This window comes from Rhizobium sp. Root1204 (assembly GCF_001424965.1).
Classification (GTDB): Bacteria; Pseudomonadota; Alphaproteobacteria; order Rhizobiales; family Rhizobiaceae; genus Pararhizobium.
The window spans coordinates 1-25,299 of sequence record NZ_LMCZ01000005.1 but is presented as its reverse complement, the minus strand read 5'-3'; the positions used below and the strand labels follow the sequence as shown (position 1 = coordinate 25,299).

General features: G+C 60.0%; 23 protein-coding genes. 8 read left to right on the top strand and 15 right to left on the bottom strand.

All coding sequences use genetic code 11. The annotated features are described in order from the left end of the window. Positions 1–41: 41 nt before the first annotated feature. The 3 genes from ASC96_RS06615 to ASC96_RS06605 all read right to left on the bottom strand — a co-directional run bounded on the left by ASC96_RS06615 (position 42) and on the right by ASC96_RS06605 (position 5,523). Positions 42–3,215 carry a multidrug efflux RND transporter permease subunit gene (locus tag ASC96_RS06615; protein ID WP_060502263.1) on the bottom strand — a complete coding sequence of 1,058 codons (3,174 nt, stop codon included), beginning with the start codon at positions 3,213–3,215 and terminating at the stop codon, positions 42–44. Continuing rightward, entirely contained in the window at positions 3,212–4,366 is a 1,155-nt protein-coding gene (locus ASC96_RS06610) for an efflux RND transporter periplasmic adaptor subunit (protein WP_060502262.1), read from the bottom strand. The genes ASC96_RS06615 and ASC96_RS06610 overlap by 4 nt, the downstream gene beginning before the upstream one ends. 416 nt (positions 4,367–4,782) lie before the next feature. Continuing rightward, positions 4,783–5,523 (bottom strand): SDR family oxidoreductase, encoded by a 741-nt coding sequence (locus ASC96_RS06605; protein WP_060502261.1) that lies wholly within the window; start codon positions 5,521–5,523, stop codon positions 4,783–4,785. 122 nt (positions 5,524–5,645) lie between these two features. On the opposite strand from ASC96_RS06605, the gene ASC96_RS06600 reads away from it, so the two are divergent. Together ASC96_RS06600 and ASC96_RS06595 are read left to right on the top strand one after the other, a co-directional pair. After that, the gene (locus ASC96_RS06600) at positions 5,646–6,545 is read left to right on the top strand and encodes a LysR family transcriptional regulator (RefSeq protein WP_060502260.1); all 900 of its coding nucleotides are present in this window, start codon (positions 5,646–5,648) and stop codon (positions 6,543–6,545) included. A gap of 186 nt (positions 6,546–6,731) precedes the next feature. Continuing rightward, a complete protein-coding gene (locus tag ASC96_RS06595) occupies positions 6,732–7,952 on the top strand; it encodes an adenylate/guanylate cyclase domain-containing protein (protein WP_060502436.1) in 1,221 nt (406 codons plus the stop codon). 1 nt (position 7,953) lies between these two features. On the opposite strand, the gene ASC96_RS06590 is transcribed toward ASC96_RS06595, so the two are convergent. The 11 genes from ASC96_RS06590 to ASC96_RS06540 all read right to left on the bottom strand — a co-directional run bounded on the left by ASC96_RS06590 (position 7,954) and on the right by ASC96_RS06540 (position 17,592). Next, positions 7,954–9,192 carry a DUF6596 domain-containing protein gene (locus ASC96_RS06590; RefSeq protein WP_060502259.1) on the bottom strand — a complete coding sequence of 413 codons (1,239 nt, stop codon included), beginning with the start codon at positions 9,190–9,192 and terminating at the stop codon, positions 7,954–7,956. Further along, positions 9,192–9,542 carry a YciI family protein gene (locus ASC96_RS06585; RefSeq protein WP_037110310.1) on the bottom strand — a complete coding sequence of 117 codons (351 nt, stop codon included), beginning with the start codon at positions 9,540–9,542 and terminating at the stop codon, positions 9,192–9,194. Before ASC96_RS06585 ends, ASC96_RS06590 begins: the two co-directional genes overlap by 1 nt. Before the next feature lie 38 nt (positions 9,543–9,580). After that, positions 9,581–9,973 carry an MAPEG family protein gene (locus tag ASC96_RS06580; protein ID WP_060502258.1) on the bottom strand — a complete coding sequence of 131 codons (393 nt, stop codon included), beginning with the start codon at positions 9,971–9,973 and terminating at the stop codon, positions 9,581–9,583. Between the two features lie 124 nt (positions 9,974–10,097). Continuing rightward, the gene (locus tag ASC96_RS06575) at positions 10,098–10,679 is read right to left on the bottom strand and encodes an isochorismatase family protein (RefSeq protein ID WP_060502257.1); all 582 of its coding nucleotides are present in this window, start codon (positions 10,677–10,679) and stop codon (positions 10,098–10,100) included. A 57-nt stretch (positions 10,680–10,736) separates the two neighbouring features. After that, entirely contained in the window at positions 10,737–11,333 is a 597-nt protein-coding gene (locus ASC96_RS06570; RefSeq protein ID WP_060502256.1) for a class I SAM-dependent methyltransferase, read from the bottom strand. A gap of 104 nt (positions 11,334–11,437) precedes the next feature. Next, positions 11,438–12,508 carry a sn-glycerol-3-phosphate ABC transporter ATP-binding protein UgpC gene (gene ugpC / locus ASC96_RS06565; RefSeq protein ID WP_060502255.1) on the bottom strand — a complete coding sequence of 357 codons (1,071 nt, stop codon included), beginning with the start codon at positions 12,506–12,508 and terminating at the stop codon, positions 11,438–11,440. Between the two features lie 4 nt (positions 12,509–12,512). Beyond that, positions 12,513–13,346 (bottom strand): carbohydrate ABC transporter permease, encoded by an 834-nt coding sequence (locus tag ASC96_RS06560; RefSeq protein WP_060502254.1) that lies wholly within the window; start codon positions 13,344–13,346, stop codon positions 12,513–12,515. 4 nt (positions 13,347–13,350) lie between these two features. After that, on the bottom strand, positions 13,351–14,292 hold the full coding sequence (locus ASC96_RS06555; RefSeq protein WP_060502253.1) for a sugar ABC transporter permease: 942 nt from the start codon (positions 14,290–14,292) through the stop codon (positions 13,351–13,353). 111 nt (positions 14,293–14,403) lie between these two features. After that, a complete protein-coding gene (locus ASC96_RS06550) occupies positions 14,404–15,663 on the bottom strand; it encodes a sugar ABC transporter substrate-binding protein (protein ID WP_060502252.1) in 1,260 nt (419 codons plus the stop codon). Between the two features lie 43 nt (positions 15,664–15,706). Then, positions 15,707–16,879, bottom strand: coding sequence for a PLP-dependent transferase (locus ASC96_RS06545; protein ID WP_060502251.1), 1,173 nt, complete (start codon positions 16,877–16,879; stop codon positions 15,707–15,709). After that, entirely contained in the window at positions 16,876–17,592 is a 717-nt protein-coding gene (locus tag ASC96_RS06540; protein ID WP_060502250.1) for a FadR/GntR family transcriptional regulator, read from the bottom strand. The genes ASC96_RS06545 and ASC96_RS06540 overlap by 4 nt, the downstream gene beginning before the upstream one ends. 228 nt (positions 17,593–17,820) lie before the next feature. On the opposite strand from ASC96_RS06540, the gene ASC96_RS06535 reads away from it, so the two are divergent. Then, positions 17,821–18,474, top strand: coding sequence for a phosphoribosyltransferase (locus ASC96_RS06535; RefSeq protein ID WP_060502249.1), 654 nt, complete (start codon positions 17,821–17,823; stop codon positions 18,472–18,474). A 69-nt stretch (positions 18,475–18,543) separates the two neighbouring features. Here the strand turns inward: ASC96_RS06535 and ASC96_RS06530 are convergent, their stop codons facing one another. Further along, a complete protein-coding gene (locus tag ASC96_RS06530) occupies positions 18,544–19,530 on the bottom strand; it encodes a LysR family transcriptional regulator (RefSeq protein WP_060502248.1) in 987 nt (328 codons plus the stop codon). A gap of 106 nt (positions 19,531–19,636) precedes the next feature. On the opposite strand from ASC96_RS06530, the gene ASC96_RS06525 reads away from it, so the two are divergent. From ASC96_RS06525 to ASC96_RS06505, 5 genes are read left to right on the top strand one after another with little or no spacing between them, the layout of a single operon-like run. Beyond that, positions 19,637–21,274: a N,N-dimethylformamidase beta subunit family domain-containing protein gene (locus ASC96_RS06525; RefSeq protein ID WP_060502247.1), complete on the top strand. Its 1,638-nt coding sequence runs from the start codon at positions 19,637–19,639 to the stop codon at positions 21,272–21,274. A gap of 21 nt (positions 21,275–21,295) precedes the next feature. After that, entirely contained in the window at positions 21,296–22,660 is a 1,365-nt protein-coding gene (locus ASC96_RS06520; RefSeq protein WP_060502246.1) for an aspartate aminotransferase family protein, read from the top strand. A gap of 7 nt (positions 22,661–22,667) precedes the next feature. Next, positions 22,668–23,600: a 3-keto-5-aminohexanoate cleavage protein gene (locus ASC96_RS06515; RefSeq protein WP_112834662.1), complete on the top strand. Its 933-nt coding sequence runs from the start codon at positions 22,668–22,670 to the stop codon at positions 23,598–23,600. Next, positions 23,600–24,112, top strand: coding sequence for an N-acetyltransferase (locus tag ASC96_RS06510; RefSeq protein WP_112834656.1), 513 nt, complete (start codon positions 23,600–23,602; stop codon positions 24,110–24,112). Before ASC96_RS06515 ends, ASC96_RS06510 begins: the two co-directional genes overlap by 1 nt. Positions 24,113–24,121: 9 nt before the next feature. After that, positions 24,122–25,141 (top strand): histone deacetylase family protein, encoded by a 1,020-nt coding sequence (locus tag ASC96_RS06505; protein WP_060502244.1) that lies wholly within the window; start codon positions 24,122–24,124, stop codon positions 25,139–25,141. Positions 25,142–25,299: the final 158 nt, after the last annotated feature.

Genomic DNA, 25,299 nt, shown 5'->3' with positions numbered 1-25,299 from the left:
AAGACGAAAGGGCCGGACATTCCTGCCCGGCTCCTTAGTCGTCAAATCATTCCTGATTCCGGCGGGATCGGTTTTTCCTTTGGCTTGTACCCAAAGGACCTGAGCGCGACGTAAAAGACCGGAGTCAGGAACAGGCCGAGGAATGTTACCCCGAGCATGCCGGAGAACACGGCGGTGCCGAGCGATTGGCGCATTTCGGCACCCGGGCCGGTGGCGATCATCAGCGGCACGACACCGAGGATGAAGGCGAAGGCGGTCATCAGGATTGGCCGCAGGCGCAGGCGGCTGGCCTCAATGGCGGCATTGACCGGGTTCATGCCATCATCCTGCGCTTGCCGGGCGAACTCGACGATCAGGATGGCGTTCTTCGCCGCAAGGCCGATGAGAACAATCAGTCCGATCTGGGTCAGGATGTTGTTGTCCTGCCCTCTGAGATGCACCCCGATCAGTGCGGCGAGCACCGCCATCGGCACGACGAGGATGATCGCCAAGGGCAGAATCCAGCTTTCATACTGAGCCGACAGCGCCAGGAACACGAAGATCACCGAAAGCGCGAAGATGAAGATCGCGGTATTGCCGGTATTGCGTTCCTGGAAGGCAAGGTCCGTCCATTCGAACGAGGTACCCGGCGGCAGGATCTTTGCCGCGAGGTCTTCCATCTTGTCGAGCGCGGTGCCGGTCGAGACGCCGGGAGCGGGATTACCCTGGATCGGGACCGACACGTACATGTTGTAGCGCTGGACGAGCGAGGGGCCGGTGGTGTCGCGGATATCGACCAACGTTCCAAGCGGCACCAGTGCGCCGGTGGCGGAACGTACCTTCAGATCGAGAATATCTTCCCGCTCCAGGCGGTACTGCTGGTCGGCCTGCGCCCGTACTTGGTAGACGCGGCCGAAGGCATTGAAGTCGTTGACGTAGGATGTGCCGAGGTTGATCGACAGCGTTTCGAAGATATTGGGGATAGGTACACTCAGTGCCCGCGCCTTGTCGCGGTCGATTGCCAGGAAATATTGCGGGCTGGAGGCGGAGAAGGTGGTGAAGACGCCGGTCAGGCCCTCCGTCTGGTTGGCGGCGCCCATCATCTGATAAGCAAGACCCAAAGCCCGGCGCATGTCGGAGCTTTCCCGGTCGACGATCTGCATCTTGAAGCCGCCGGAATTGCCGATGCCGCGGATTGACGGTGGCGGCACGGCAATGATGAAGGCCTCCTGGATCTCCTGCATCGTGCCGTAGAGCTGGCCGATGATCTGGTTGGCGCTTTGGCCATGCTTCAGACGCTCCTCGAAAGGCGCGAACGGTGTGAAAATGACGCCGGAATTCGAGGCATTGGTAAACGTCGCCCCGTTGAAACCGGCAAAAGAGACGGCGCCGCTGATGCCTGGCACCTTGCGGATCAGCTCGGTTGCCTTTTGGACGACGGCGTCAGTGCGTGAAAGCGAGGCGCCATCGGGCAACTGCACGACGACGATTGCATAGCCCTGGTCCATGGTCGGCACGAAGCCGCGCGGCACGATCTGCGCCATATACCATGTGCCTGCCAGCAGGCCGAAGAAAACCAGCAGGCTGGCTCCAAGCGCCACCTTGGTCGACACCAGATGATGCACGACCCAGGAGTAGCCGTGAGTCATCTTGTCGAAGCCGCTGTTGAAGCCGTTGGCAAGGCCCCTTGCAACGCGCGTAAATGGATTGCGGGTCTCGTGGTGCTCCTGGTGCGGGCGCAGGATCAGGGCCGCGAGCGCGGGTGACAAAGTCAGGGAGTTCAGCGCCGAAATTGCCGTCGCCACGGAGATCGTCACGGCGAACTGCAAGTAGAACTGGCCGGAAATGCCAGGGATGAAGGCTGTCGGCACGAAGACGGCGATCAACACCAACGAGATAGCGATAACAGCCGTACCGACCTCGTCCATCGTCACATGTGCCGCCTGTTTCGGCGTCATGCCCTTGGCCAGATTTCGTTCGACGTTCTCGACCACGACGATCGCATCATCGACCACGATGCCGATCGCCAGAACCAGCCCGAACAGGGTCAGCATATTCAACGAGAAGCCAAAGGCGAGCAGGAAGGCAAAGCAGCCAATCAGCGACACCGGAATGGCGATAATCGGGATCAGTGCGGTGCGCCAGGATTGCAGGAAGACAAGCACCACGATCGCAACCAGTATGGCTGCTTCGAGGATGGTCTTGTAGACCTCGTTGATGGATTCCGAGATAAATTCCGTCGGGTTGTAGACGATGGTGTATTCAAGCCCAGGCGGGAAATCCTTCTTCAGGTTTTCCATTGTGGCCTTGATCTGTTCTGCGGCTTCAAGAGCATTGGTGCCAGGCCGCGAAAAGATACCCATAGCCACAGCGGCCTTGCCGTTGAGATAACTATTGGTGACATAGTCCTTGGCGCCGAGTTCGATACGGGCAACGTCCTGCAGTGTAACAAGCCGTCCATTTGCCGTCGATTTGACGATGACGTAGCGGAATTGGCGGGGGTCGTTGAAACGGCCCTGGGTCGTCACGGTGTACTGGAAGGCGTTGGTCCCCGCGTTCGGTGGTCCGCCGATCGAGCCGCCGGAGACCTGGACGTTCTGGTCGCGCAACGATTGCACCACATCGCCTGACGTCATGCCGTAGGAGGCAAGTTTTTCAGGGTCGAGCCAGATGCGCAGCGCATATTCGCGCTCGCCGAACAGGATGACGTCACCGACCCCCTCCAGCCGGACCAGCTGATCGCGGGCGCGGCTGCGGGCGTAGTTGGAGACGTAAAGTTGATCGTAGCGATCGTTCGGTGAGAGCAGGTGGACGACCATCATCAGGTCGGGCGAACTCTTCGCTGTTGTGATGCCGATGCGGCGAACCTCCTCCGGCAGGCGAGGTTCGGCGATCGACACGCGATTCTGGACGAGCACTTGAGCCTTGTCGAGGTCTGTGCCGAGTTTGAACGTTACGGTCAGCGCCATCGATCCATCGGCGGTGGAATAGGAAGACATATAGAGCATGTCCTCGACGCCGTTGATTTCCTGTTCAAGCGGCGTGGACACCGTATCGGCGATGGTCTCGGCATCGGCGCCCGGATAAGCGGTGCGGATGACGATGGTTGGCGGGGCGATCTCCGGATATTGGGCGATCGGCAGCTGGAAATAGGCAATGCCACCGACAATCAGGAGCACAATCGACAGGACCGATGCGAAGATCGGCCTGTCCACGAAGAAATGGGCAAATCTCATTGACCGTTCTCCGTCGTCGCGGCGGCTTCGGGCGGCAACACAACCAGCTTGGGATCGACGATAACGCCGGGACGCAGCCGTGTCAGGCCGTTGACGACCAGTGTTTCATCGCCCGTCAGGCCTTCGCGAATGACGCGATAACCATAGAGCCTTGGCCCAAGGCGAACCGGTTTGGTCGTGAAGCTGCCATCCTCGGCAACCACATAGACGACGCGCTGGTCCTGATCGGCGCCGATTGCCTCGTCGGGGACGAGAATGCCCTTGTAGGTATTGGAAGCACTCACCTGGACGCGGCCGAACAGGCCGGGCTGCAGGACGAAATTCGGATTGTCGAAGCGGGCGCGCACGCGCATCGTGCCAGTTTCCTGGTCAACACGGTTTTCCGCGAAATCAAGTTTGCCCTTGAAGGGTTTCTCGGTGCTATCGGCGATGGTCACGAGGACATCCAGCGAGCCGCCGCCCTCCTGCAGGTTGCTTCCGTGTTCGCGCGCCTGCCGCGCATAATTGAGCACCCGCCGCTCGTCGACATCGAAGTAGAAGTCAATGGGGTCGAGCGAAACGATCGTCGTCAGCGCGGTTTGGTCAGCCTGCACCAAGTTGCCGATCGAGATCAGCCGGCGGTCGATCCGGCCGCTGAGCGGCGCGACGATGGTCGTGTACTCCATATCGAGCTTGGCGCGTGCAAGGCTCGCCTCTGCGCCACGCAGATTGGCTTGTCCGGACTGCAATTCCCGGCGGCGGTCGTCAAGGGTCGATATCGACAGAGTGCCTTTCTGGACCAGCCCTTCGGTTCGGGTGAATTCAGCCTCTGCGAAAGTGAGGGTGGATTTCGCGACCTCCAGCGAGGAGTTTGCGACGTCCAGCGCTGTCTGGAAGGGGCGTTGGTCGATGACAAAGAGCGGATCACCCTTCTTCACCATCGCGCCATCCTTGAAATTCACCTGATCGAGATAACCGCCGACCCGCGAGCGTAACGTCACTTCATCGACGGCCTCGAAGCGGCCGATGAACTCGTCGCTGTCGACGACATCGCGGACAACGGGCTTGGCTACGGTGACTGCGGCTTTAGGTTGTTCTTGTGCCAGTGAAGGGACGGTATAGAGAGCTGAAGAGACGGTGAGTATCGCCGGAACAAGCCAGTGTCGTAGCATGTGTAAGTCCCTCTGAAGCGCATGAAACACATTATTCCGCGCGGTTGCGCGGGGCAGTTATTGGCGTTTTTCAGTGGTCTGTCTTGCCGGACTTCACGTGATTTCGGGCAGTCTGGGCACGGGCATGACCAAGTCGCGGTTCGTTCAAAATCAGCAGATATTTCAAGTCGGTAGATGCTTCTTCCGCTCGCCGCCGCCAGCTTTTGAAGCCGCGGCTATATCAAACAGGCAATGCCATCTTCATCCTCAACTTACATCATTCGGATATCGTGTCACCACGGAAATGGCCTGATCCGGTCTGCGCATGGCATTTAAGAATTTCCTTCAGTTCGCCAGCATGATTTATCGCCGGGCAGGCTCATAACCAAGCTGGTGAAAGGCTGGATGCCGGGTAGAAGATTGCCGGCCATGACGACTCAGATCATGCCGCCATTGGCGCGCAGCACCTGACCGTTGATCCAGGAGCCGTCCGGGCCGGCGAGGAAGGCGACGGCGGAGGCGATGTCTTGTGGCGTGCCGAGGCGCTCAAGCGGGTTCATCCTGGCCATACGGGCGATCAATTCATTGCTCTTGCCGTTGAGGAAGAGGTCTGTGGCCGTTGGGCCGGGTGCCACTGCGTTGACGGTGATGGAGCGGCCACGCAGTTCTTTCGACAGGATTGCGGTCAGCGTTTCGACGGCGGCCTTGGTGGCAGCGTAGATGCCGTAGTTTTCGAGCTTCAGGCCGACGACGCTGGTCGAGAAATTGACGATCCTGCCACCGTCGCGCAGGCGCCTTGCAGCTTCTCTCAGCGTGTTGAAGGTACCCCTCAGGTTGACGGCGATCTGGCGGTCGAACAGAGCGTCGGTGCTTTCCGCGAGCGACGAGAGCATCATGATACCGGCGTTGTTGACGAGGATGTCGATGCCACCGAAGGCGGCTTCCGCCGCGTCGAACATTTGACGCACGGCGTCCGTGTTACTGACATCGGCTTTTGCGGTGAGCGCGCGGCCGCCTTTGTCTTCAATTTTCCGGGCGAGCGCCTCGGCCGGAGTGGTTTCCCCGGAGTAGTTGATGACGATCTTAAAACCGTCCCTGGCAAGTCGCTCGGCAATAGCGGCGCCGATGCCGCGCGAAGCACCGGTGACAATGGCCACTTTGTTGCTGTTGTCTGACATTTTCTTCGTCCTTGATTAACCACGCCGCAGCGCGATTTCGATGAGGAGAAGATGCAGCTTTTCATTCGGCGGATAATTAGCCATCATTCGGTATCACTATTCGAAAATGGCGAACAATCCCGATGGATAGATTTGAAGCGATGCGGGTGTTTTCGCGCGTGGTGGAGAGGCGCAGTTTTACGCTGGCCGCAGAAGACACGGGCCTTCCCCGCTCCACGGTGACGGATGCGGTGAAGCAGCTGGAAGCTCGGTTGGGTGTGCGCCTGCTCCAGCGCACGACCCGGCATGTCAGCCCGACGCTCGATGGCGAGGCCTATTATCGTCGTTGCCTGACCATTCTGTCCGATATTGAGGATGCTGAAAGTGCCTTTGCCGGGGCAAAGCCGAAGGGGCTGTTGCGTGTCGATGTGCACGGCAAGCTGGCGCGGCATTTCGTTTTGCCTGGATTGCCGGCCTTCCTGAAGGAATATCCCGATATCCAGATGTATATGAGCGAAGGCGACAGGCTGGTCGATCTGATCCGCGAAGGGATCGACTGCGTGCTGCGTGTCGGCGATTTGCAGGATAGCGACATGATTGCCCGGCGCGTCGCGCTTCTGGAAGAGGTGACCTGTGCCTCACCGGATTATATTGCACGCTTTGGCCTGCCGCAAAATATTGACGATCTCGGCGGGCACCAGATGATCGGCTTCTGGTCGACAGCCATCGGCGGCTTGCTGCCGCTGGAGTTCACGGTAGCGGGTGGAATCCGCAGCGTTTCCTTGCCGACGGTGGTATCCGTCAATGGTGCCGATACGCTGGCGGCGGCGGCGCGGCTGGGGCTCGGCATCATGCAGGCCCCGCGCTATTCCCTGGAGGAGGACCTGAGAAACGGCACGCTCGTTGCCATCCTGCCGGACAATCCGCCATCCCGCACGCCGGTTTCGCTACTCTACCCTCGCAGCCGCCAGCTGTCACCGCGGGTGCGTGTCTTCATTGACTGGCTGTCTCGCGAATTTGTCACACGGCAGGACGAAATTTAAAAAGGCTGCGGTTGAACCTTGCCTTTTGGTTGGGGCTTACCCACATCCGCGGCAACTTCAGAGGCCTTCCCTCGCACGTCTTCCCCGCATGGCCGATCGACCCGGCCGGCCGTTCCTTATATCGATTCCGGATCGATAGGTTATGCGCTAGACGTGTGAATGTCCGCCGGAACCAAGGAAATCGACATGAACGCAGACGATATCAGCGAGATTTCCGCCTGGTTGACGACGCAGGGCCTGAAGGGCGTCGACGAAATGGACATCGTCAACGGCTTCTGCCAGCGCGCCCGTGCCGCCGGAATGCGACTTGATCGCGGCCTTGCCCTGATCGATACGCTGCATCCGGTCTATGAGGGGCGGGCCTTCCAGTGGGACAGCAAAGAGCCCGTGAAAGCGGCTTTCGAATACGGGCCGACGAACGAGGGTGTTTCGGCTGAAAATTGGGAGCGCTCGGCGTTCTTTCACCTGCGCGAAAAAAATCAGAACGAGATCCGAAGGCGCCTCGGTTTCGGCGACCCGACCGATTTCTACATGTTGGATGTCATGTTGGCGGCTGGACACAAGGACTATGTCGCGATGATCCATCGCTTCGCCCAGGACAGCCATATCGGTGACATGGACTGTTTTTACTCGCATTGGACGACAATGGACGAGGAGGGTTTTCGCGAGGAAGATCTGGCAGCCCTTCGGCAATTGGTTCCGGTGCTGGCGCTGGCGATCAAGTCGGGATCGCTGACGCGTATTTCACGGACCATTGCCGAGGTCTATCTCGGCGAGGACGCCGCCAAGCAGGTGCTTGAAGGCCGCATATCGCGTGGCAAGGCCGAGCGGATTTCGGCGGTTCTGTGGTTCTCCGATCTGCAGAATTATACCCGTATCTCCGACAACCTGCCGCCGGACGAGATCATTCCGTTTCTCAATGATTATGCCGATGCGGTGATTTCCTCCATTCACGAGGCCGGCGGCAATGTCTTGAAGCTGATCGGCGATGGCACGTTGGCGATCTTCAAGGCCGAGGAACGCGAAGACGCCTGTGGGCGGGCGCTGCTGGCGGAACAGAACTTGCGCGCGAAGCTGAAGGGGCTGAACGAGTTGCGCATGCTCGAAGGGCGCCCAGTAACCGAGGTTTATCTCGGGCTGCATATTGGTGATGTCTTCTATGGTAATATCGGTTCGAGCGACCGGCTGGATTTCACCGTCATCGGGCCAGCCGTTAACGAAGTCAGCCGCATCGCCTCGATGTGCCGCTTCGTCGATCGCAGCGTGATCATGTCATCGCAGTTCGTTGCCGCAGCACCTCCTCTGCGCAATTCCGAAGTCGTTTCGATCGGGCGTTATGCCCTGCGTGGCGTCAAGCGCGCCCAGGAATTGTTCACGCTGATGCCGTTGGAAAAGGCTGCCGAATAGGTCAAAGGCTTTCGGTGGACTGAGTGCGGCGATGCCTCAAAAAGGCTGCGTCCGACGGATTGCTTGTAAGGTCGATGGCGCGGTCGTAGGCCGCAAGTGCGGCACTGGTCCGGCCGCACCGCGACAAAAGTTCTGCGTTGGCCGCATGAAATGGCTGATAGGCATCGAGCACCGACGCCAGAGATTCCAGAACGCGCAGACCGGCCTCCGGTGCACCGGCCTCGGCCAGGGCCACGGCGCGGTTCAATTGCACCACCGGGGTCGGCTCCATGCGCAGCAGGCTGTCGTAAAGCAGAACGATCTGGCTCCAGTCCGGCGGTTCGGACTGGACATGCAGGGCGGCGATTGCCGCCTTGATCTGGAAGGGGCCGGCAGCGCGGCGGGCCATCGCCCGGTCGAGCAAAGAAAGGCCGTCGGCAATCCGCCCATCGTTCCAGAGCTTGCGGTCCTGCGAGGCAATGGGAATGCTTGTCCCATCGGCGTCCAGCCGTGCCGCCCGGCGGGCTTCGGTAATCAGCATCAGGGCCAAAAGCCCCTCGATCTCGGCCTCGCCCGGCCGCAGGCTGTCGAGCATGTGCCCGAGATAGATTGCCTCCTCGCCGAGCTGCCGCACCCGGTCCCCCGCGGCACAGGAGTAGCCCTGATTGAAGATCAAGTAGACGACGGTCAGCACGGATTGCAGCCGTTCCGCCCAGGCTTCCGGACCGGGCACCACATACGGGATGCCGGCAGCAAGGATTTTTGCGCGTGCCCTGGTCAATCGCTGGCCCATGGTTGTCTCGTTGTCGAGAAAGGCGCTGGCGACCTCGGGCGTGCTCAAGCCGCCAAGCGTGCGCAGGGTGAGTGCCACTTGGGTCTTCGATTCCAGCGCGGGATGGCAACAGGTGAAGATCAGCCGCAGGCGTTCGTCGGGAATGTCGTCTGTCGTATTCTCGTGAGCCTCGTCCACGGAGAGGCGGGCGATCTCGGCGGTCTTGCGATCTTCCCGGGCATCCTTGCGCAGCAGGTCGATTGCCTTGCGCAGCGCAACCTTCAGCAACCAACCTTGCGGTGAGGCGGGAACCCCCGTTCGTCCCCAATGCACGACGGCGGAAGCCAGTGCGTCCTGCAGCGCATCTTCGGCCAACTGGAAGTTTTTGAGCCGGGCGATCAGTGCCGACAACAGCCGCCCCCGGTCCGTGCGCGCCAGGGCATCAATGGCCCGGGATACGGCTTGAGGATCGGGGGCAGCTGAGTGCATCAGCTATAGTCCATTACCGGCCGGACTTCGACGGTGCCGTAGGTGGCGGAAGGGATCATCGCGGCATAGCGAAGTGCCGTATCCAGATCGGGAACATCCAAGATGTAATACCCGCCCAACTGCTCCTTGGTTTCGGCAAAGGGTCCGTCCATCGTTTCGACCTTGCCGCCCCGAACGCGCACGCTCGTGGCTGTTTCGACACCTTGCAGGCCTTCGCCCGAGACATAGGCGTTGGCGGCCTTCAGCATTTCACTAAAGGCGGCATAACCTTGCATCATTGTCTCGAATTCAGGTGTGCCATAGGCCGGTTCCACGGATGGATCCCCATAAATCAGCGCCATATATTGCATAGAAGGTCTCCTGTGTTTGGAATATTCACGGTTTCAGTTCAAAGGGCAAAGGCCGAAAGGGTGAGAGCGACAGCGAGGACAACCATCGCGAGGATGCAGGCGGTGTTGCCGATGATCCGCAGCGGATGGGCCGGTGCATTGGCGCGCAGTCCGAACGGGTGCAAGATCCGACCGGCCACCGTCAGTGCGCCTGCCGCATGCAGCCAGAGCGGGCCTGCACCCTGTCCCTCGGCCAGCACCATCAGGATCAGGATCATCGGCACCCATTCGACGAAATTGCCGTGCCGGCGGATACGTTCATGCAGATCGACATTGCCGGCGTCGCCGATGGACAGGCTAAGCGCCGAACGGGTTTTGCTGACATTGATCCATAGGAGCAGGAAAATGACGGTCAGAGCGACCGCGTAAAGCGAGGTAATCGGAAAATTCATTGCTGTTACTCTTTGTGTTTCTGTCTCTACACCCCAAGAACGTTGCTCGTTTTGGGATTTCGACATGGCGTGAAAATTATTTCGTATTTTTTTGATGCCGCCGCTGGGGCAGCGAGACTGGATGCTATTTTTCCGTGGATTTGGAAAAACGGATATCCGCAAGCGATGCTGCGATGGTGATCTCGTCCCCGAGCGACCATTCCGCTGCCCGCGCCGCCATGCTGGCTGGAACCATTGGCGATCCGCCGGGACCTGGAGGCACGTCATAGGTCGCATGAGCGTCATGCGGCAGGATGACGTGATAGCCGCGCTGGATGGCGGCCCGTGCCGTCGCTGCCACGCACATTTCGGACAGCACACCGCAGAGGGCAACGGTTTGCACGGCGGATGCCGCGAGCAGCCTGTGCAAGGGCGTACCGTCGAAACCGTCATCTGTGGTTTTCCGCACGACGCTCTCATCGGCAAGTGGCGGAAAGTGAAGTGCCCAACCGGGCCGATGCGGCTCATCGACCGTTCCGGGCTCTCCGTCGTTTTGCAGGAAAATAACCGGCACCTTTGCTGTACGCGCCGCGGTCATCAAAGCCTCGATTGCCGCCAGCAACGTGGAATGGTCCGGAACAGCCTCGATTCCGGTGACGAATGCCACCTGCACATCGACAACGATCAGGGCATCCGCTGTCGCCTCAACGCTTTCTGATCGCTCCATCAAAACCTACCTCGTTGGCTTTCGTAACGTCGGAAGAAGTGGGATGCCGTATGGAGGTCAAGGCCGTTTCGTCGCCATGACGTGGAGCCATTCGGTCGGCTTGTTATCATAGCCGCCCCCTGCTTTGGCTTCGATCGAGACCGATGCCCAGGCAAGCTGCGCGTAGACGTTTCTCAGCCAGCTTTCGGAGGGATAGTTGTAATACCGGTCGAACTCGTCGCGGCCTTCAGCTTCCCCGGCCTTGAAGCTGGCGTAAAACACCCCGCCGGGTTTCAACGCGGCATGGATGCGGGCGAGGATGTCCGGCAGGCCGGCTCTGGGGATGTGGAGAAGACACGCATTGGCCCAGACGCCGTCATACATGGCCTGCTCATTCAGATCACCGAACAGCAATGTGGCAACCGGGATCCGGAGGCGTTTTTCCGCTTCGTGGGCAATTTCGGGAGTGCCATCCGTCGGGCGGACGTCGAAGCCCCGTGCGAGCATGAATTCGCTATCCTGACCACCGCCGCACCCGAGTTCAAGAATGCTTGCGCCGGGCTGCAATTGCGACAGAAAGTTCGCGATCCGGCTCTCGCTCGGCTCCTGGCCTCTGGATGTGTATTTGGCGGCTTCCATTTCGTAGAAGCGCAAGGTGTCGCGATCGTGAGACATCGCTCTTTCAGAGTTTTCTCATAAACTATTGTTTATATTGAAAATACTGAAAGTCACTCGCAATGTCAAAACCGGACGTTGAGCCCGTCTTCCGGATCAGAATGTCAGACCTTCTGTCCGGCCTCGTTAAAGAAATGCAGGTTTTTGACCGGAAGCCTAACATTCACTTCACCGTGCATGCCCAGGAACCGCCGGTCGAGCGTAAAGGCCTTGAAGGCGACCGGGCCGAGCTTGAGGTGAACGATGATGCCGAAGCCGGTCGGCTCGACCAGATCGACGGTGGCCTTCAGGACGTCGGGACCTTCGGCCCCCAGAACCACATGTTCCGGCCGGATGCCGAGCGTGGCGCGGCTGCCGTCGATAAGATTGGCGGTGCCACTGAGCGGCAGCGTGACGCCGCCGGTGAGCGCAAAGCTGGCGCTGTCGCCGGTCACCATGTAGCGGCCTTCGAAGAAGTTCATGCCGGGTGAACCGATGAAACCGGCGACGAAGAGGTTCGCCGGATTGTCGTAAAGTTCGAGGGGGCTGCCGACCTGCTGGATGACGCCGCCGTGCATGGCGACAATCCGGTCGGCCAGTGTCATCGCTTCGATCTGGTCGTGCGTGACATAGATCGAGGTGGCGCCAAGATCCTGATGCATCTTCTTGATTTCGGCGCGCATCTGTTCGCGCAGGCGGGCATCGAGGTTGGACAGCGGTTCGTCGAACAGGAAGGCCTTCGGTTCACGCACGATGGCGCGGCCCATGGCAACGCGCTGGCGCTGGCCGCCGGAGAGAGCCTTCGGGCGGCGTTCCATCAGCGGGTCGAGTCCGAGCTTGCTGGCGGCACCGGCAACAACCGAAGCGATTTTTTCCTTCGGCGTTTTCCTGAGCCGCAGGCTGTAGCTCATGTTCTTGGCGACGCTCATATGCGGATAAAGCGCGTAGGACTGGAAGACCATGGCGATGTCGCGGTCCTTCGGGGCAAGATCGTTGACGCGCTTGCCGTCGATGCGGATTTCACCCGATGTGACGGCCTCCAGGCCGGCAATCATCCGCAGCAACGTGGACTTGCCGCAGCCGGATGGGCCGACCAGGACAACGAACTCGCCATCCTTGATCTCAAGGTCGACACCATGCAGCACCGGATGGATGCCGTAGGATTTGCGGATGGCGGCGATATCGATGGATGCCATGGGATCAGCCTTTCACGGCGCCGGCCGTCAGGCCCTGCACGAGGTAACGTTGGATCAACAGGAAGAACAGGCAGGCGGGGATAAGCGCCATGACGCCCGCCGCCATCATCTGTCCGAAATCGACCGAGAATTTCGAGACGAAGGAAAGCAGCCCGACCGGGAAAGTCGCGGAGTCGTTGCCGGAGATCAGCATCAGCGAGAACAGCAGCTCGCTCCATGCGGCCGTAAAGACGAAGCCAAGGGTGGCTGCGATACCCGGCAGCGTCAGCGGCAGGATGATCTGACGGAAGGCGACGAACTGGGTGGCGCCGTCGATCATCGCGGCTTCCTCGAGATCCTTCGGGATACCGTCGAAGAAAGACTGCATCAGGAAGGTGGCGAACGGCACGTTGAAGGCGGTGTAGACGATGACGAGGCCGGTGAGGCTGTTGGTCAGCCCGAGTGGCGACAGCATCTTGAAGATCGGCGCCACCAGCATGACCAGCGGAAACATCTGGGTCAGCAGCATCAGCGTCACGATCCAGTATTTGCCACGGAAGGTGAAGCGCGACATTGCATAGCCCGCCAAGGAGGCGAGCACGGTGACGATGATCGCCGTCGAGCCGGAAACGATCAGGCTGTTCTTGAAGAAGGTCGGGAATTCGCTGTGTTTCAAGACGAAGTCGAAATGCTCGAAACTGGTCTGCGACGGCCACATCCTGATGCCCTCGGAATAGAGCAGCTTGTTGGGAGTGACCGAGACTTTCAACAACCAGTAGAGCGGGAACAGCGCGAAGACGACATAGGCGAGAATGGCTAGACGGTGCGCGAGAATGGAGGCGATGCGTTTGCCGGTCATGATCTCAATCCTTGCTCAACAGCCACTGACGTAGGATCACGATCAGCATCGAATAGGTGATCAAAAGCGCCAGCAGCACCAGTGCGATGGCTGAGGCATAGCCGAAATCCAGCCGCTTGAAGGCCTGGGTGAAGATGTAGCTGGCGACGATCTGGCTGCGGTCGGCCGGTCCGCCATTGGTCATGACGATGATCAGGTCGGCGAAGTTTGAAATCCACACTGTCCGCAGCAGCACCGTGATGGCAATGGTCGGGGCGAGGAAGGGCAGGGTGATCGAGATGAATCGCTGCACTGGCCCGGCGCCATCGATGCTGGCTGCCTCGTAGAGATCACGCGGGATCGCTTGAAGGGCCGCCAGGAGCGTGATGGCGAAGAACGGGATGCCCCACCAGACATTGGCGATGATCGGCCCCCACATGGAAAGCTGCGGATCGGACAAGATATTGTAGGGCTCGCTCATCAAGCCGAGCGAAAACAGCCAGTGCGGAATGGGGCCGACGACGGGGTTGAACAGCCAGGCCCAGTTGAGGCCGGCAAGAAAACTTGGAACTGCCCATGGCAGGAAGACCAGCGCCTGCACGATGGCGCGTCCGGCAAACGGCTTGTCGAGCAACAGCGCGAGGATCAGTCCGAGAACGAACTGCAGCAGCACGGACCAGCCTGTCCACCACAGCGTGTTCTTCAAGGCCCGATAGAAATTCTGGTCTTGCGACAGGGTTTTGAAATGATCGAGCCCAATGAAGCCGCCGGAAAAGGGATTGAGCAGCTGGATATCGCGGAAAGCATAGGAAATACCGAGCACCAGCGGCACCAGCATGACGGTGACGATCAGGATCAGCGCGGGCGCGCTATAGAGATAGGGGGCGGAGGCATCGGCAAGGCGCTTCTTCAGCGGCCGCTGGTCCCTGCGCGCGCCGCCATTGCGGGCTGCTGCATGTGAAGCCATCGTCAAATATTTCCAGTTTGCGGCGCGGGGAGGCGTGCCGGCTTTTCCGTCAGGGGAATGGGCCGCAGGCAGCCGGCATCATGCCGGTGCCTGCGGTTAAAGGCTGATGACTTATTTGCTCGCGAGGAACTTCTGTTGAGCCTTGGTCATGTAGTCAGCCCATTGCTTGGCCATTTCCTCCGGCGTGATATCGCCGAGCATGGCTTCCTGGCTGGTCTTGATCGCCATCGAATCCTTAAAGAAGGCGAACTCTTCCAGATAGGTCGGCATCACCGTCGGGATGGCGTCCTTGTCGGCCAGTTCCTCGAACCAGCCCTTGAACTGATCCGTTGCAAAGAAAGGATCCTTCTCGGCGGATTTGAGGGCCGGCAGGGCGCCGATCTTCTTGTTCCACTCGATATTGCCTTCCGGGCCTTCGAGCGTGGCAATCAGCTTCCAGGACAGGTCCTTGTTGGCGCTCGCCGACATCATCGACCAGCCGGCAAAGCCGATGGTCGGGAATGTCTTGCCCGACGGACCCTTCGGCATGGTGGTGACGCCATAGTCGGCCGCGTCCATGCGCTCGGCGATGGCGATCAGCGCGTCCGGATCCTGGTCGAGCATCGCGCAGGTGCCGGTGTAGAAGCCGGCGACGATCTCGTTGAAGCCCCAGTTGACGCTGTCCTTCGGCGCATAGCCGTTCTTGTAGAGGTCGATCAGCCAGGTGAAGCCCTTGACCCAGCCTTCTTCCGAGAATTTCGATGTGCCGTCGGCGTTGAAGTAGGTGTTGTCGCCCGCCATCGTGGCGCCCATCATCATCCAGCCGTTGAGGCCGCCCGGACCGCCGCGCATGCAATAGGCATATTTGCCCGGCAGCTTCTTGATCTTCTCGGCGGCGGCGACGAAATCGTCCATCGTCTTCGGCGGGCCATCGACGCCTGCTTCCGCGAAGATCTTCTTGTTGTAGAACATGGCGCGCAGATAGAAGCCGTAAGGCAGCATATAGGCCGTGTCCTGGATGTCGCGGCCAAGTTCGAGCGCGCGATCGGTCAGTTCAGGCGTCTGGTCCCAGGTCTTCAGGTAGGGCTCGAGGCTTTCAAGCATGCCATTGTTGGCATAGAGCGACAGCCAGGTATCGGGCATTTCCATCACGTCTGGGATTTCGCCTGCAGAAACCATGGTGGCGAACTTCTGGAACGCTTCGCCCCAGGGCAGCGAGATGATCTCGACCGTCGTGCCGGGGTTGGCGGCTTCGAACTTGGCGACGATCGATTTCAGCGTTTCGGTACGTTCCGGGCTGGTGATGACTTCAACCAGCTTCAGCTTGGTGTCGGCAAGAGCTGTGCCTGCCATCAGCGTGGCGACCATGGTCGCGGCAATCAGTTTCCTCATTTTCGTTTCCCTTTTATTGTTGGTTGGGTTGCATGCTGTCGTGTCAGCCTATCGCTGCGGCAGCGATTGCCGCTTCGATATCGCTCCAGAGGGCCTCCGTTCCCTCCAGGCCGACATGGAGCCGTACCGACCGCGGACTGATGCCGAAGGCGACCGCGGAATTAGGTTGTGCTTTTTGCGAGAGGACGACTTCGCCCGGCACGATCAGGCTTTCGTGCCCGCCCCAGCTGACGCCGAGCTTGAACAGCTCAAGGTGATCCGAGAAGGTACGGACATTGATGCCTTCCTTGAAAATGAACGAGAACAGGCCGGATGTGCCCTTGAGGCCGGGCGGCAGATGATTGGCGAGGCCGGGATAGTTCACCGATTCGACTGCATCATGCGCCTGCAGACGCTTGGTGATCTCGACAGTGGATTGCTCATGCGCTTTCATGCGGATCGGCAGCGTGCGCATGCCGCGGATGAGAAGCCAGGCATCGAACGGCGACAGCTTGCCGCCGAGATAGGGATAGGCTTCCGAGCGGATGCGTCCGATCAGTTCCTTGGAGCCTGCAACAACGCCAGCGACGACGTCGCTATGACCGCCGAGATATTTCGAAGCGGAATGAATGACCAGATCGACGCCGAGCGAGATCGGCTGCTGGAAGACCGGGCTTGCCCAGCTGTTGTCGATCGCGGAGGTAATGCCGTGCGACTTGGCCAAGGCTGCGAGCGCTGCGACATCATGGGTCTGCATCACCCAGCTCGTCGGGCTTTCGAGATAAAGAAACTTCGCGCCGGGCAGGGCCTTGGCGACCTCTTCTTCATCGCGGCCATCGACATAGGTAACCTCGATGCCCATGCGCTTGAAAAACGTACCGAACAGGCGGTAGGCATCGGGATAGAGATGCTTGACCGCAACGATGCGGTCGCCGGGTTCGACGAAAGACAGAACCGTCGAGGAGATCGCCGACATGCCGCTGGCAAAGCCGATAGCGTCTTCAGCACCTTCAAGTTTGGCCAACATTTCCTCGAAGATCCGCACGGTCGGGTTCAGGCCGCGCGTATAGATCGGCCGGACCTTTTCGCCGCGATAGGACGCGACCATGTCGTCATAATCGGTGAAGGTGAACAGCGACGTCTGCACGATCGGCGGCACAACGGCGTCATAGGCATTGCTCACGTCATGGGTGACGATGAGAGAGGCATCTTCGAACGGATCAAACCCGTTGCTCATTTGGACATTTCCTTGATGTCTTCCTCGACGATCGCGAGGATTTTCAGTGTTTCAGCGCGCGCGGCTTCAGGGTCCTGAGCAGCGATCGCATTGAAGAGGGTGCGGTGGAATGGAAAGGAGCGGCGGGCGAAATCCAGCCGGTCGAAAGGCCATTCCCAGAAGCGTTCGAAAGCGCCGCGCATCTGTTCGAGCAATTGCTTGAACAGCGGGTTGTGGGTGGCGTCATAGATGGCGAGGTGGAAGGCCAGGTCTTCCGGGCCGGATGTACCCTTGGACAGGTGCACCCGCTCCATCTCATCGAGCTTTTCTTCGATCATCCGCACGTCTTCCGGCGTCCGGACGCGGGCTGCAACCATGCCAGCTTCCGCCTCGATACCCCGGCGCACTTCCAGCGTCATCAACAGCACATCACGCAGATGCGTCGTTTCCAGCGATAGCGGCATGTGGATGGTGCTGCCGGAGATCGGCTTCAGCAGGTAGGTTCCGCTGCCCTTGCGGGCCTCGACGACACCGAGCGCCTGAAAATGGCGGATGACCTCGCGGATGGTCGAACGGCCGACGGCAAGGGCGCTCATCAGCTCTCGCTCGGCCGGAAGACGGTCGCCGGGAACGAGGTTGGAGCGCTGGATATAGTCCGCAAGCGCTGCTGTCACCTGCTGCGCCCGGTCGGCCGGGGGCAGGGGGGCGAGTGCCGCTCTTGCATCCTTCTGCATCACTGTCCGCTTTCTAGTTAAAACCAGAATTGGTCTGACATCTGAGCAATAATGCAAATTGCAAGGAGTGCGTCAAGGGGCGGATTACGGTTCGGGGGGCATTGGAATGGCTGGCGCGACGAATACCGGTCGGGATGGTGGAAATGGCGCCCTGCCCGGCGATAGGTTAAACTGGCCACACCGCATCGGGGCTGGAGTATTCCTGCGGTTGAAACGGACAGGTGCGAGATGTCATTCGCAAACCGCAAGGACGCAGGCTCCAGACTGGCTGCTGCACTGACAGGTTACCGCGGAAAATGCCCGGTCGTGATTGCGCTTCCGCGTGGCGGCGTCGCCGTCGCTGCGGAAATTGCCCGTGCGCTTGATGCGCCGCTGGATCTCCTTTTCGTCCAAAAGATCGGTGTGCCTTTCCATTCCGAGCTTGCGATGGGCGCGATTGTGGATGGGCCAGAGCCAATCATCGTTCGCAATGAAAACGTCATCCGGCAGGCGCGAATCCGCGACAGGGAGTTTTCGGCGATATGCAGATCGCAACAGATGGAGATCGAGCGGCGCAAGCGGCTTTATCTCGGCAATCGCAACACTATCCCGCTTGCCGGGCGCGTGGTCATCGTTGTCGATGATGGCATAGCCACCGGCTCCACCGTCAAGGCGGCGCTTAAGGCCATTCGGAACCAGGGGCCGCAGGAACTGGTGCTGGCCGTTCCGGTTGCGCCGGCCGTTTCCCTGGAGGAGTTGGAGCGAAACGTTGATGCGCTCATCTGCCTCGAAGCGCCATTCGTCTTTCGCGCCGTCGGGCATTTTTACGATGATTTCCGCCAGGTGAGCGACGCGGAAGTCATTTCCGCGCTGGAGGTCGCCAATCAGAGTGGGTCAGCGTAACGGTTGACAGTCGGAGGTGGGGGAGGATCGCGGTGAGCGGCTGTCCCATTCTGTGGAGGAATGCAGGTGCTAGGCACTCTCAAGCTCGGGGTTTGCAATTCCGCGCGGATATGTCCGTTCGCTGAGCGGCACGGCCGCGACGGCGGCGAGTAGCCGGTCTATCAGCAAGGTCTCAGCCCTGCTGCTGCGCGCAGAACGCTTGGTGACCAGATAGACATCGGCAGCCGGCGGGTTTTCATAGGGCGGCAATTGCCAGAGTTGCCGTGCCTCGATGTCGGCTGCCACCACATGGATCGGCAAGGGACCGAAGCCGAACCCGACCTTGATGAGGCGCTTGACTTCTTCGAGATTGGTGAAGAGCCCCAGCACCGGCCCATTGAAATTCTCCCGTTGCCGTAGGCGAGCGATTGGCGCCAAGGCACCGCCGAGTTGATCCGTCTTGAAGGAGACGTAGTCCAGCGTTGCGAGTTCGGTAATATCGGTGTCGCGCTTTCCAAACAGCGGGTGGCCGGGCGCACAGAAGAAGCCGAAATGTTCGCGATAAAGCACGGTGTAGTCCAGTTCCGGGTGCTTTTCGTGGGCAAGGCAGATGCCCAGGCAGGCCTCGCCGGATAGGACATTGTCGATGACCGTTTGGCTGGCGGAAACGGTGGTCGAGAAGCTGACCCGCGGAAAGGTCTTGTGGAAATCGGCAAGGAAGCGATCAAGGAACGGGCATTCGATATGGCTGGCAAAGGCCATTTCGACATGGCCGGTGACCAGGTCGGGGTCGTCCTTGATGAGATCGGGCAGGCCGGTGACGATCGAAAACATTGTCAGACATTCCGCGTAGAGCCGTTCGCCAGCTGACGTCATGCGGAAGTGGTTGGAGGATCGGTCGATCAGGCGGCAGGCCATATGCTCTTCGAGGCGGCGCAGTGCGTTGCTGATGGTCGGCTGCTTCAGCGACAGGCGGTTGCCTGCAGCTGTCAGGCTCTTTTCTTCGACGATCACCGTGAAGGTGCGCAGAAGGTTCCAGTCGATCTCCCAGACGAAACGGCGTCTCGGGCTGAGCATAGTTGCCTCATTCATTTGGTGAATGCTGGTCCTTCACCTAATGTATTTGTCGGGCCAAGTCCATTGTGGTTTGATCGTCGTCACCGGAGACCCAGCGAGGCGTGACGTGACCGATACTACCCAAATTTTCCCCGATTTCGGATTGACCGCCGAGCAACGGCATCAGGCGGTGCGCGGTCACTATTACGAATATCCGGGCATGGACGGCGAGCGTGGCGAGATCTGGTGCTATACGCGCGCTTACGCTTATGCGCCCGGTGAGATGGTGGATCTGCACATCAGCTCGACAGCGTCCTCCTGCCGGCTGGAGATCGTCCGCGACGGGGCGGTCGAGACAAGCGTTTATGGCACCGATGATATCGCCACGGCCTGGCAGGAAACGCCTGATCAGGTCTCCGTGCTCGGCTGCGGCTGGGAACCGACCTTTGCTTTCCAGGTTCACGACAGCTGGCCATCTGGCGCCTACCGCATCACGCTGACGGCCGAGGGACGCGACGGCAAGCCGATCCAGTGTCACCACATGATCATTGTCCTGCCAAAACCCGGTCCAAAGCCAGGCCGGATCCTGCAGGTTGCCGCCACCGGCACCTGGACAGCCTATAATACCTGGGGTGGATCGAACCATTATCAGGGCATCACTGGCCCGAACCGCGACAAGTATGCCACCACTGTCAGTATCGAGCGGCCGCTTTGCCGTGGCTTCGTGGTACTGCCGCCGGATGCGCCCCGTGTGCCGCTGGAAGTAAGCCTGCCGCCGGGCACCATTCCGCGTTATCCGCATATGGAATGGGCTTTTGCCAACGGCTATTCGAAGAAATACACCTCGTCCGGCTGGGCCAGTTACGACAGTCAGTTTTTCCGTTGGGCCGAGCGGGTGGGATACGATGTCGATCTCGCCAGCCAGCACGAATTGCACAACGATCCGGATATACTGAACGACTACGACTGCGTCGTCTTCGTTGGCCATGACGAATACTGGACCTGGGAAATGCGCGACGCCGTCGACGCCTATGTCGATCAGGGCGGGCATGTGGCGCGCTTTGCCGGCAATTTCATGTGGCAGACGCGGCTGGAAGATGAGGGGCAGCGGCAGGTCTGCTACAAATATGTGGCCCGCAAGGAAGACCCGATCTACCAAAACGGCGACGTCACCCGTGCCACCAATTCCTGGGAAGCGCCCGAAATTGGCCGTCCCGGCGCGCTGACCTTCGGGCTCAACGCGACGAATGGCGTCTATTCCGGCTGGGGCGGTTGTGCGCCGCGCGGCGTTCGCGGCTTCCCGATCTACCGGCCGCGTCACTGGGCTTTTGCCGGAACCGGCCTGTTCTATGGTGACCTTCTGGGAGCCGACAGCCATATCTACGGCTACGAAGTCGATGGTCTCGCCTATGAAATCCGTCATGGACTGCCTTATCCAACAGCCGACAGCGGCGCGCCGGAAGGACTGGAAATCCTCGCGCTCGGTATGGCAAGCCAGGTCGAAGAGAGCGATATCCTGACGCGCGAAGACCTGTTCTTCGGCGACGAGGATGGCCGCTTCATCGCCGAAACCCTCTATGGCGAAGCCTCCGACGAGAATATGGAAAAAGTCCGCTACAGCAACGGGATGATCATCAATTTCAAGCGGGGGAAGGGCGAGGTTTTCCACGCCGGAACCTGCGAATGGGTGGCGGGCCTGCTGCGGAAGGACGCCATGGTGGAGCGCGTCACCGCCAATGTGCTTAACCGCTATCTCAATCGATAAATTCAGCCAGAGCAGAGCATCATGAACATCCAAGCCAACGAGCGGCCCGCATCCCATCTCTTCTATGTCACGCGCCTGCGCCGGCCGCTGGTCGACCGCGCCGAAGGCATTTATTTCTGGACCGAGGACGGCCGCCGCTTCATCGACGGCTCCAGCGGGCCGATGGTCAGCAATATCGGCCACGGTAACCGCCATGTCATTGAAGCCATGAAGCGGCAGATGGAGAAGACAAGTTTCGCCTATCGGCTGCATTTCGAAAACCAACCGGCCGAAGAGCTGGCCCGGCGTCTTGCCGGAAAAATGCCCGGGGATCTGGATCGGATCTTCTTCGTTTCCGGTGGGTCGGAAGCGGTGGAATCGGCGATCAAGCTGGCACGGCAATGGGCTGTTGCCACCAATCAGCCGAAGCGCTGGAAGGTCATCTGCCGGTTTCCGTCCTATCACGGCGGCACGATGGGTGCGCTTGGCGTTACCGGCGACCTGGCACTGACGGAAACCTTTGCGCCGCAGATTCAGCCAATGCCGGCCATCCCGGCACCGACAGCTTATCGCGATCGCGACAACCTGACGATGGAACAGCGTGGTTTGCGCTATGCCGATATGCTGGAAGAAAAAATCCTGTCCGAAGGGCCGGAAAGCATCGTTGCCTTCATCATGGAGCCGATCGGCGGCGCGGCAACAGCGGCCCTGGTTGCACCCGACAGCTATTTTGCGCGCATCCGCGAGATCTGCGACAAATACGGTATCCTGCTGATCCACGACGAAGTCATGAGCGGTGCTGCGCGCACCGGCAAATATCTCGGCGGCGATCACTGGAATTGCAAGCCGGATATCATCACGCTGTCGAAGGGCATTGGCTCCGGCTATGCGGCGCTCGGCGCCATGGCTGCCTCGGCAAAGCTGGTAAAGCCGGTGCTCGACATGGGTGGCTTCCAGCACGGTTATACCTATGCCGGCAATCCGCTCGCCTGTGCTGCGGGCCTCGCAGTCCTCGAAGAGATGGAGCGGCTCGGCGTCGAGGCCAATGCTGCCGCAATGGGCGATCTCTTGAAGTCCGAGCTGGAAAACCTGTCGAAGCGCTTCCCCTTCATCGCCGGAGTCCGCGGCAGGGGGCTCCTGATCGGTGCAGATCTCGTCGCCGATCCGGTGACCTTCAAATCCTTCCCGAAAGCGCAGGCGACCAACCAGCGGCTGCTCGATATCGCTTACGACAAGGGGCTGATCCTGTACTCCCGCCGGATTCGCGGTGATGGTTATGAGGCTGACAACCTGATCCTTGCCCCGCCGCTGGTGATTACAGCGGCGGAAATCGGCGAAATGGTCTCGATCCTGGGCGATAGCTTCGAACAGCTGGCACGTGAACTTGATCTGCCGGTCAACGGCTGAGAACGGGATCATGAAGAACAAAGTCATTATCACCTGCGCCGTTACCGGCTCCGTCCATACGCCGTCGATGAGTCCGTATCTGCCGGTAACGCCGGACCAGATCGCCGAACAGGCGATCGCTGCGGCGGAGGCCGGCGCATCGATCCTGCACCTGCATGCCCGCAACCCGGCCGATGGACGGCCGACCGCTGATCCCTCTGTGTTCATGCAATTCCTGCCACGCATCAAGCAGGCAACCGATGCCGTCATCAATATCTCGACCGGCGGCAGTTCGCTGATGACGCTGGACGAGCGGCTGGCGGCATCGCTGCAGGCGCAGCCGGAAATGTGCTCGCTCAATATGGGCTCAATGAATTTCGGCATTTTCCCGCTCGCCAAGCCCGGCATGGAATGGCAGCACGACTGGGAACCGCAGCTTCTGGAGGCGACGCGCGGCACGATCTTCAAGAACACGTTTGCCGATATCGAAGACATTCTGAAGCGGCTGGGTGAGGGGTGTGGCACGCGTTTCGAATTCGAATGTTACGACGTCGGCCATCTCTATTCGCTGAAGCATTTCTATGATCGCGGGCTGGTAAAGGGCCCGCTGTTCATTCAGTTCGTGCTCGGCATTCTCGGCGGCATCGGTGCCGATCCCGATAATCTCAGCCATATGAAGCGCATTGCCGACAAGCTGTTCGGCGCCGACTATCGTTTCTCGGTGCTGGCGGCGGGCCGCCAGCAGATGCCATTGATCACCATGGGAGCTGCGATGGGCGGCAATGTTCGCGTCGGGCTGGAAGACAGCCTCTATCTTGGACGGGGGGAGCTTGCCAAGTCCAATGCAGAGCAGGTGAGCCGCATCCGCACCATCCTTGAAGCCCTGTCGCTGGAGGTTGCGACGCCGGAGGAGGCACGTACCATGCTGGCGCTCAAGGGCGGCGATCGGGTGGCCTTCTGATGGCGGATGTCTCGAACCAGGGCGTCGAAATCCGTGTCGCAACGGCTGAAGACGTGCATCTCATCCATACCGGTTTGCTGAGCATTGCCCGGCATCTCGATGCTGAAGGCAAAGTCACGGCAACGCCGGAAGACCTTCGCAAGCATGGTTTTGGCCCGCAGCCCGCGTTTATGGTGCTGCTTGCCGAAATTGACCGCGAATTTGCCGGCATGTGTCTGTTCTTCCAAAGCTTCTCGACCTGGCGTGGACAAAAGGGCGCTTATATTCAGGACATCGTCGTCGAAGAGCGCTTTCGGGGCGCTGGCATCGGTGTGGCGCTTCTGCGCCACACCGCAGCGCATGTCCACGCGGGGGGAGGCACCTATCTGCGGCTGTCGGTGGATGCGAAGAATGTTTCGGCGCAGCATTTCTACGAGCGAATGGGACTTGCCTGGTCCGAGCAAGAACGGATTCATGCGGCCTATGGCGAGACGTTCGAAGCACTAGCGGGACAGCACGAAAGCGGGGTTTGAGGAATGGGTATGAAGACCTTCTATGCGCAAGAGCAGGCAAAGCACGATCCGAAAATGTTCCTCTCCAGCGGTGCGCCGCAGCCCAATCCGGAAAAGCCGGAGCGGATCGCACGCCTGCTGGAGGGCGCAAAAGCCGCCGGATCCGAGATCATTAGGCCGCGTGATCATGGCTTGAAACCGATCGCTGCTGTCCACACGCCGGAATATCTCGAATTCCTGCAGAACATTTTTCTCCGCTGGCAGCGGATCGAGGGCGCCTCGGAGGAGGTGATCCCGAATATTCATCCGTTGGCGCGGACCGGACGCTATCCGGCCTCGGCTGTCGGCCAGGCCGGCTACCATATGGCCGACACGGCTTGCCCGATCTCCGCCGACACATGGGGCAGCGCCTGCTGGAGTGCCTGGAGTGCGGTAGAAGCGGCCGAAGCGGTTCTGGCCGGTGCACGCCATACCTACGCACTCTGCCGCCCGCCGGGCCATCACGCCTTTGCCGACGTCGCTGGCGGGTTTTGCTTCCTCAACAATTCCGCCATTGCCGCGCAGCATTTGCTGACGTCGTCGAAACGTGTCGCCATCCTTGACGTGGATCTGCATCACGGTAACGGCACGCAAGGAATCTTCTACGGCCGCAGCGACGTCCTGACGGTGTCGCTGCACGCCGATCCGGTGCGGTTCTATCCGTTCTTCTGGGGCAATGCCGACGAGCGCGGCGAGGGCCTGGGTCTGGGCTACAACTACAATCTGCCGCTGCCACGCAAGACCGCCGACGCCGGATTTCTGGAAGCCCTGGACGCTGCCAACCGCCGCATCGAAGCTTATGCGCCGGATGCGCTGGTTGTTGCCCTCGGCCTTGACGCGTTCGAAGGTGATCCGTTCGGTGGGCTTTCCGTCTCGACGCCAGGCTTTGCCCGCATTGCCCAAGCCATCAGCAATCTTGGCTTGCCGACCGTCATCGTCCAGGAAGGTGGTTATCTCTGCGACGAACTCAGCGCCAATCTGACGTCTTTTCTGACGGGGTTTGCGGGCTGATTGTCCGGTGATCATCCTACGTTACTTTGGTTCCATAAGATAGATTACGCGATCATCTCTTGTAAGGGCTATTTAGTAATGCGACAGTTGGGCCAGTTAGAGATGCGACAGTCTCGCCTCTCGACGCACTGGTCAAAACCAACGTTGGGAGCAAGGAT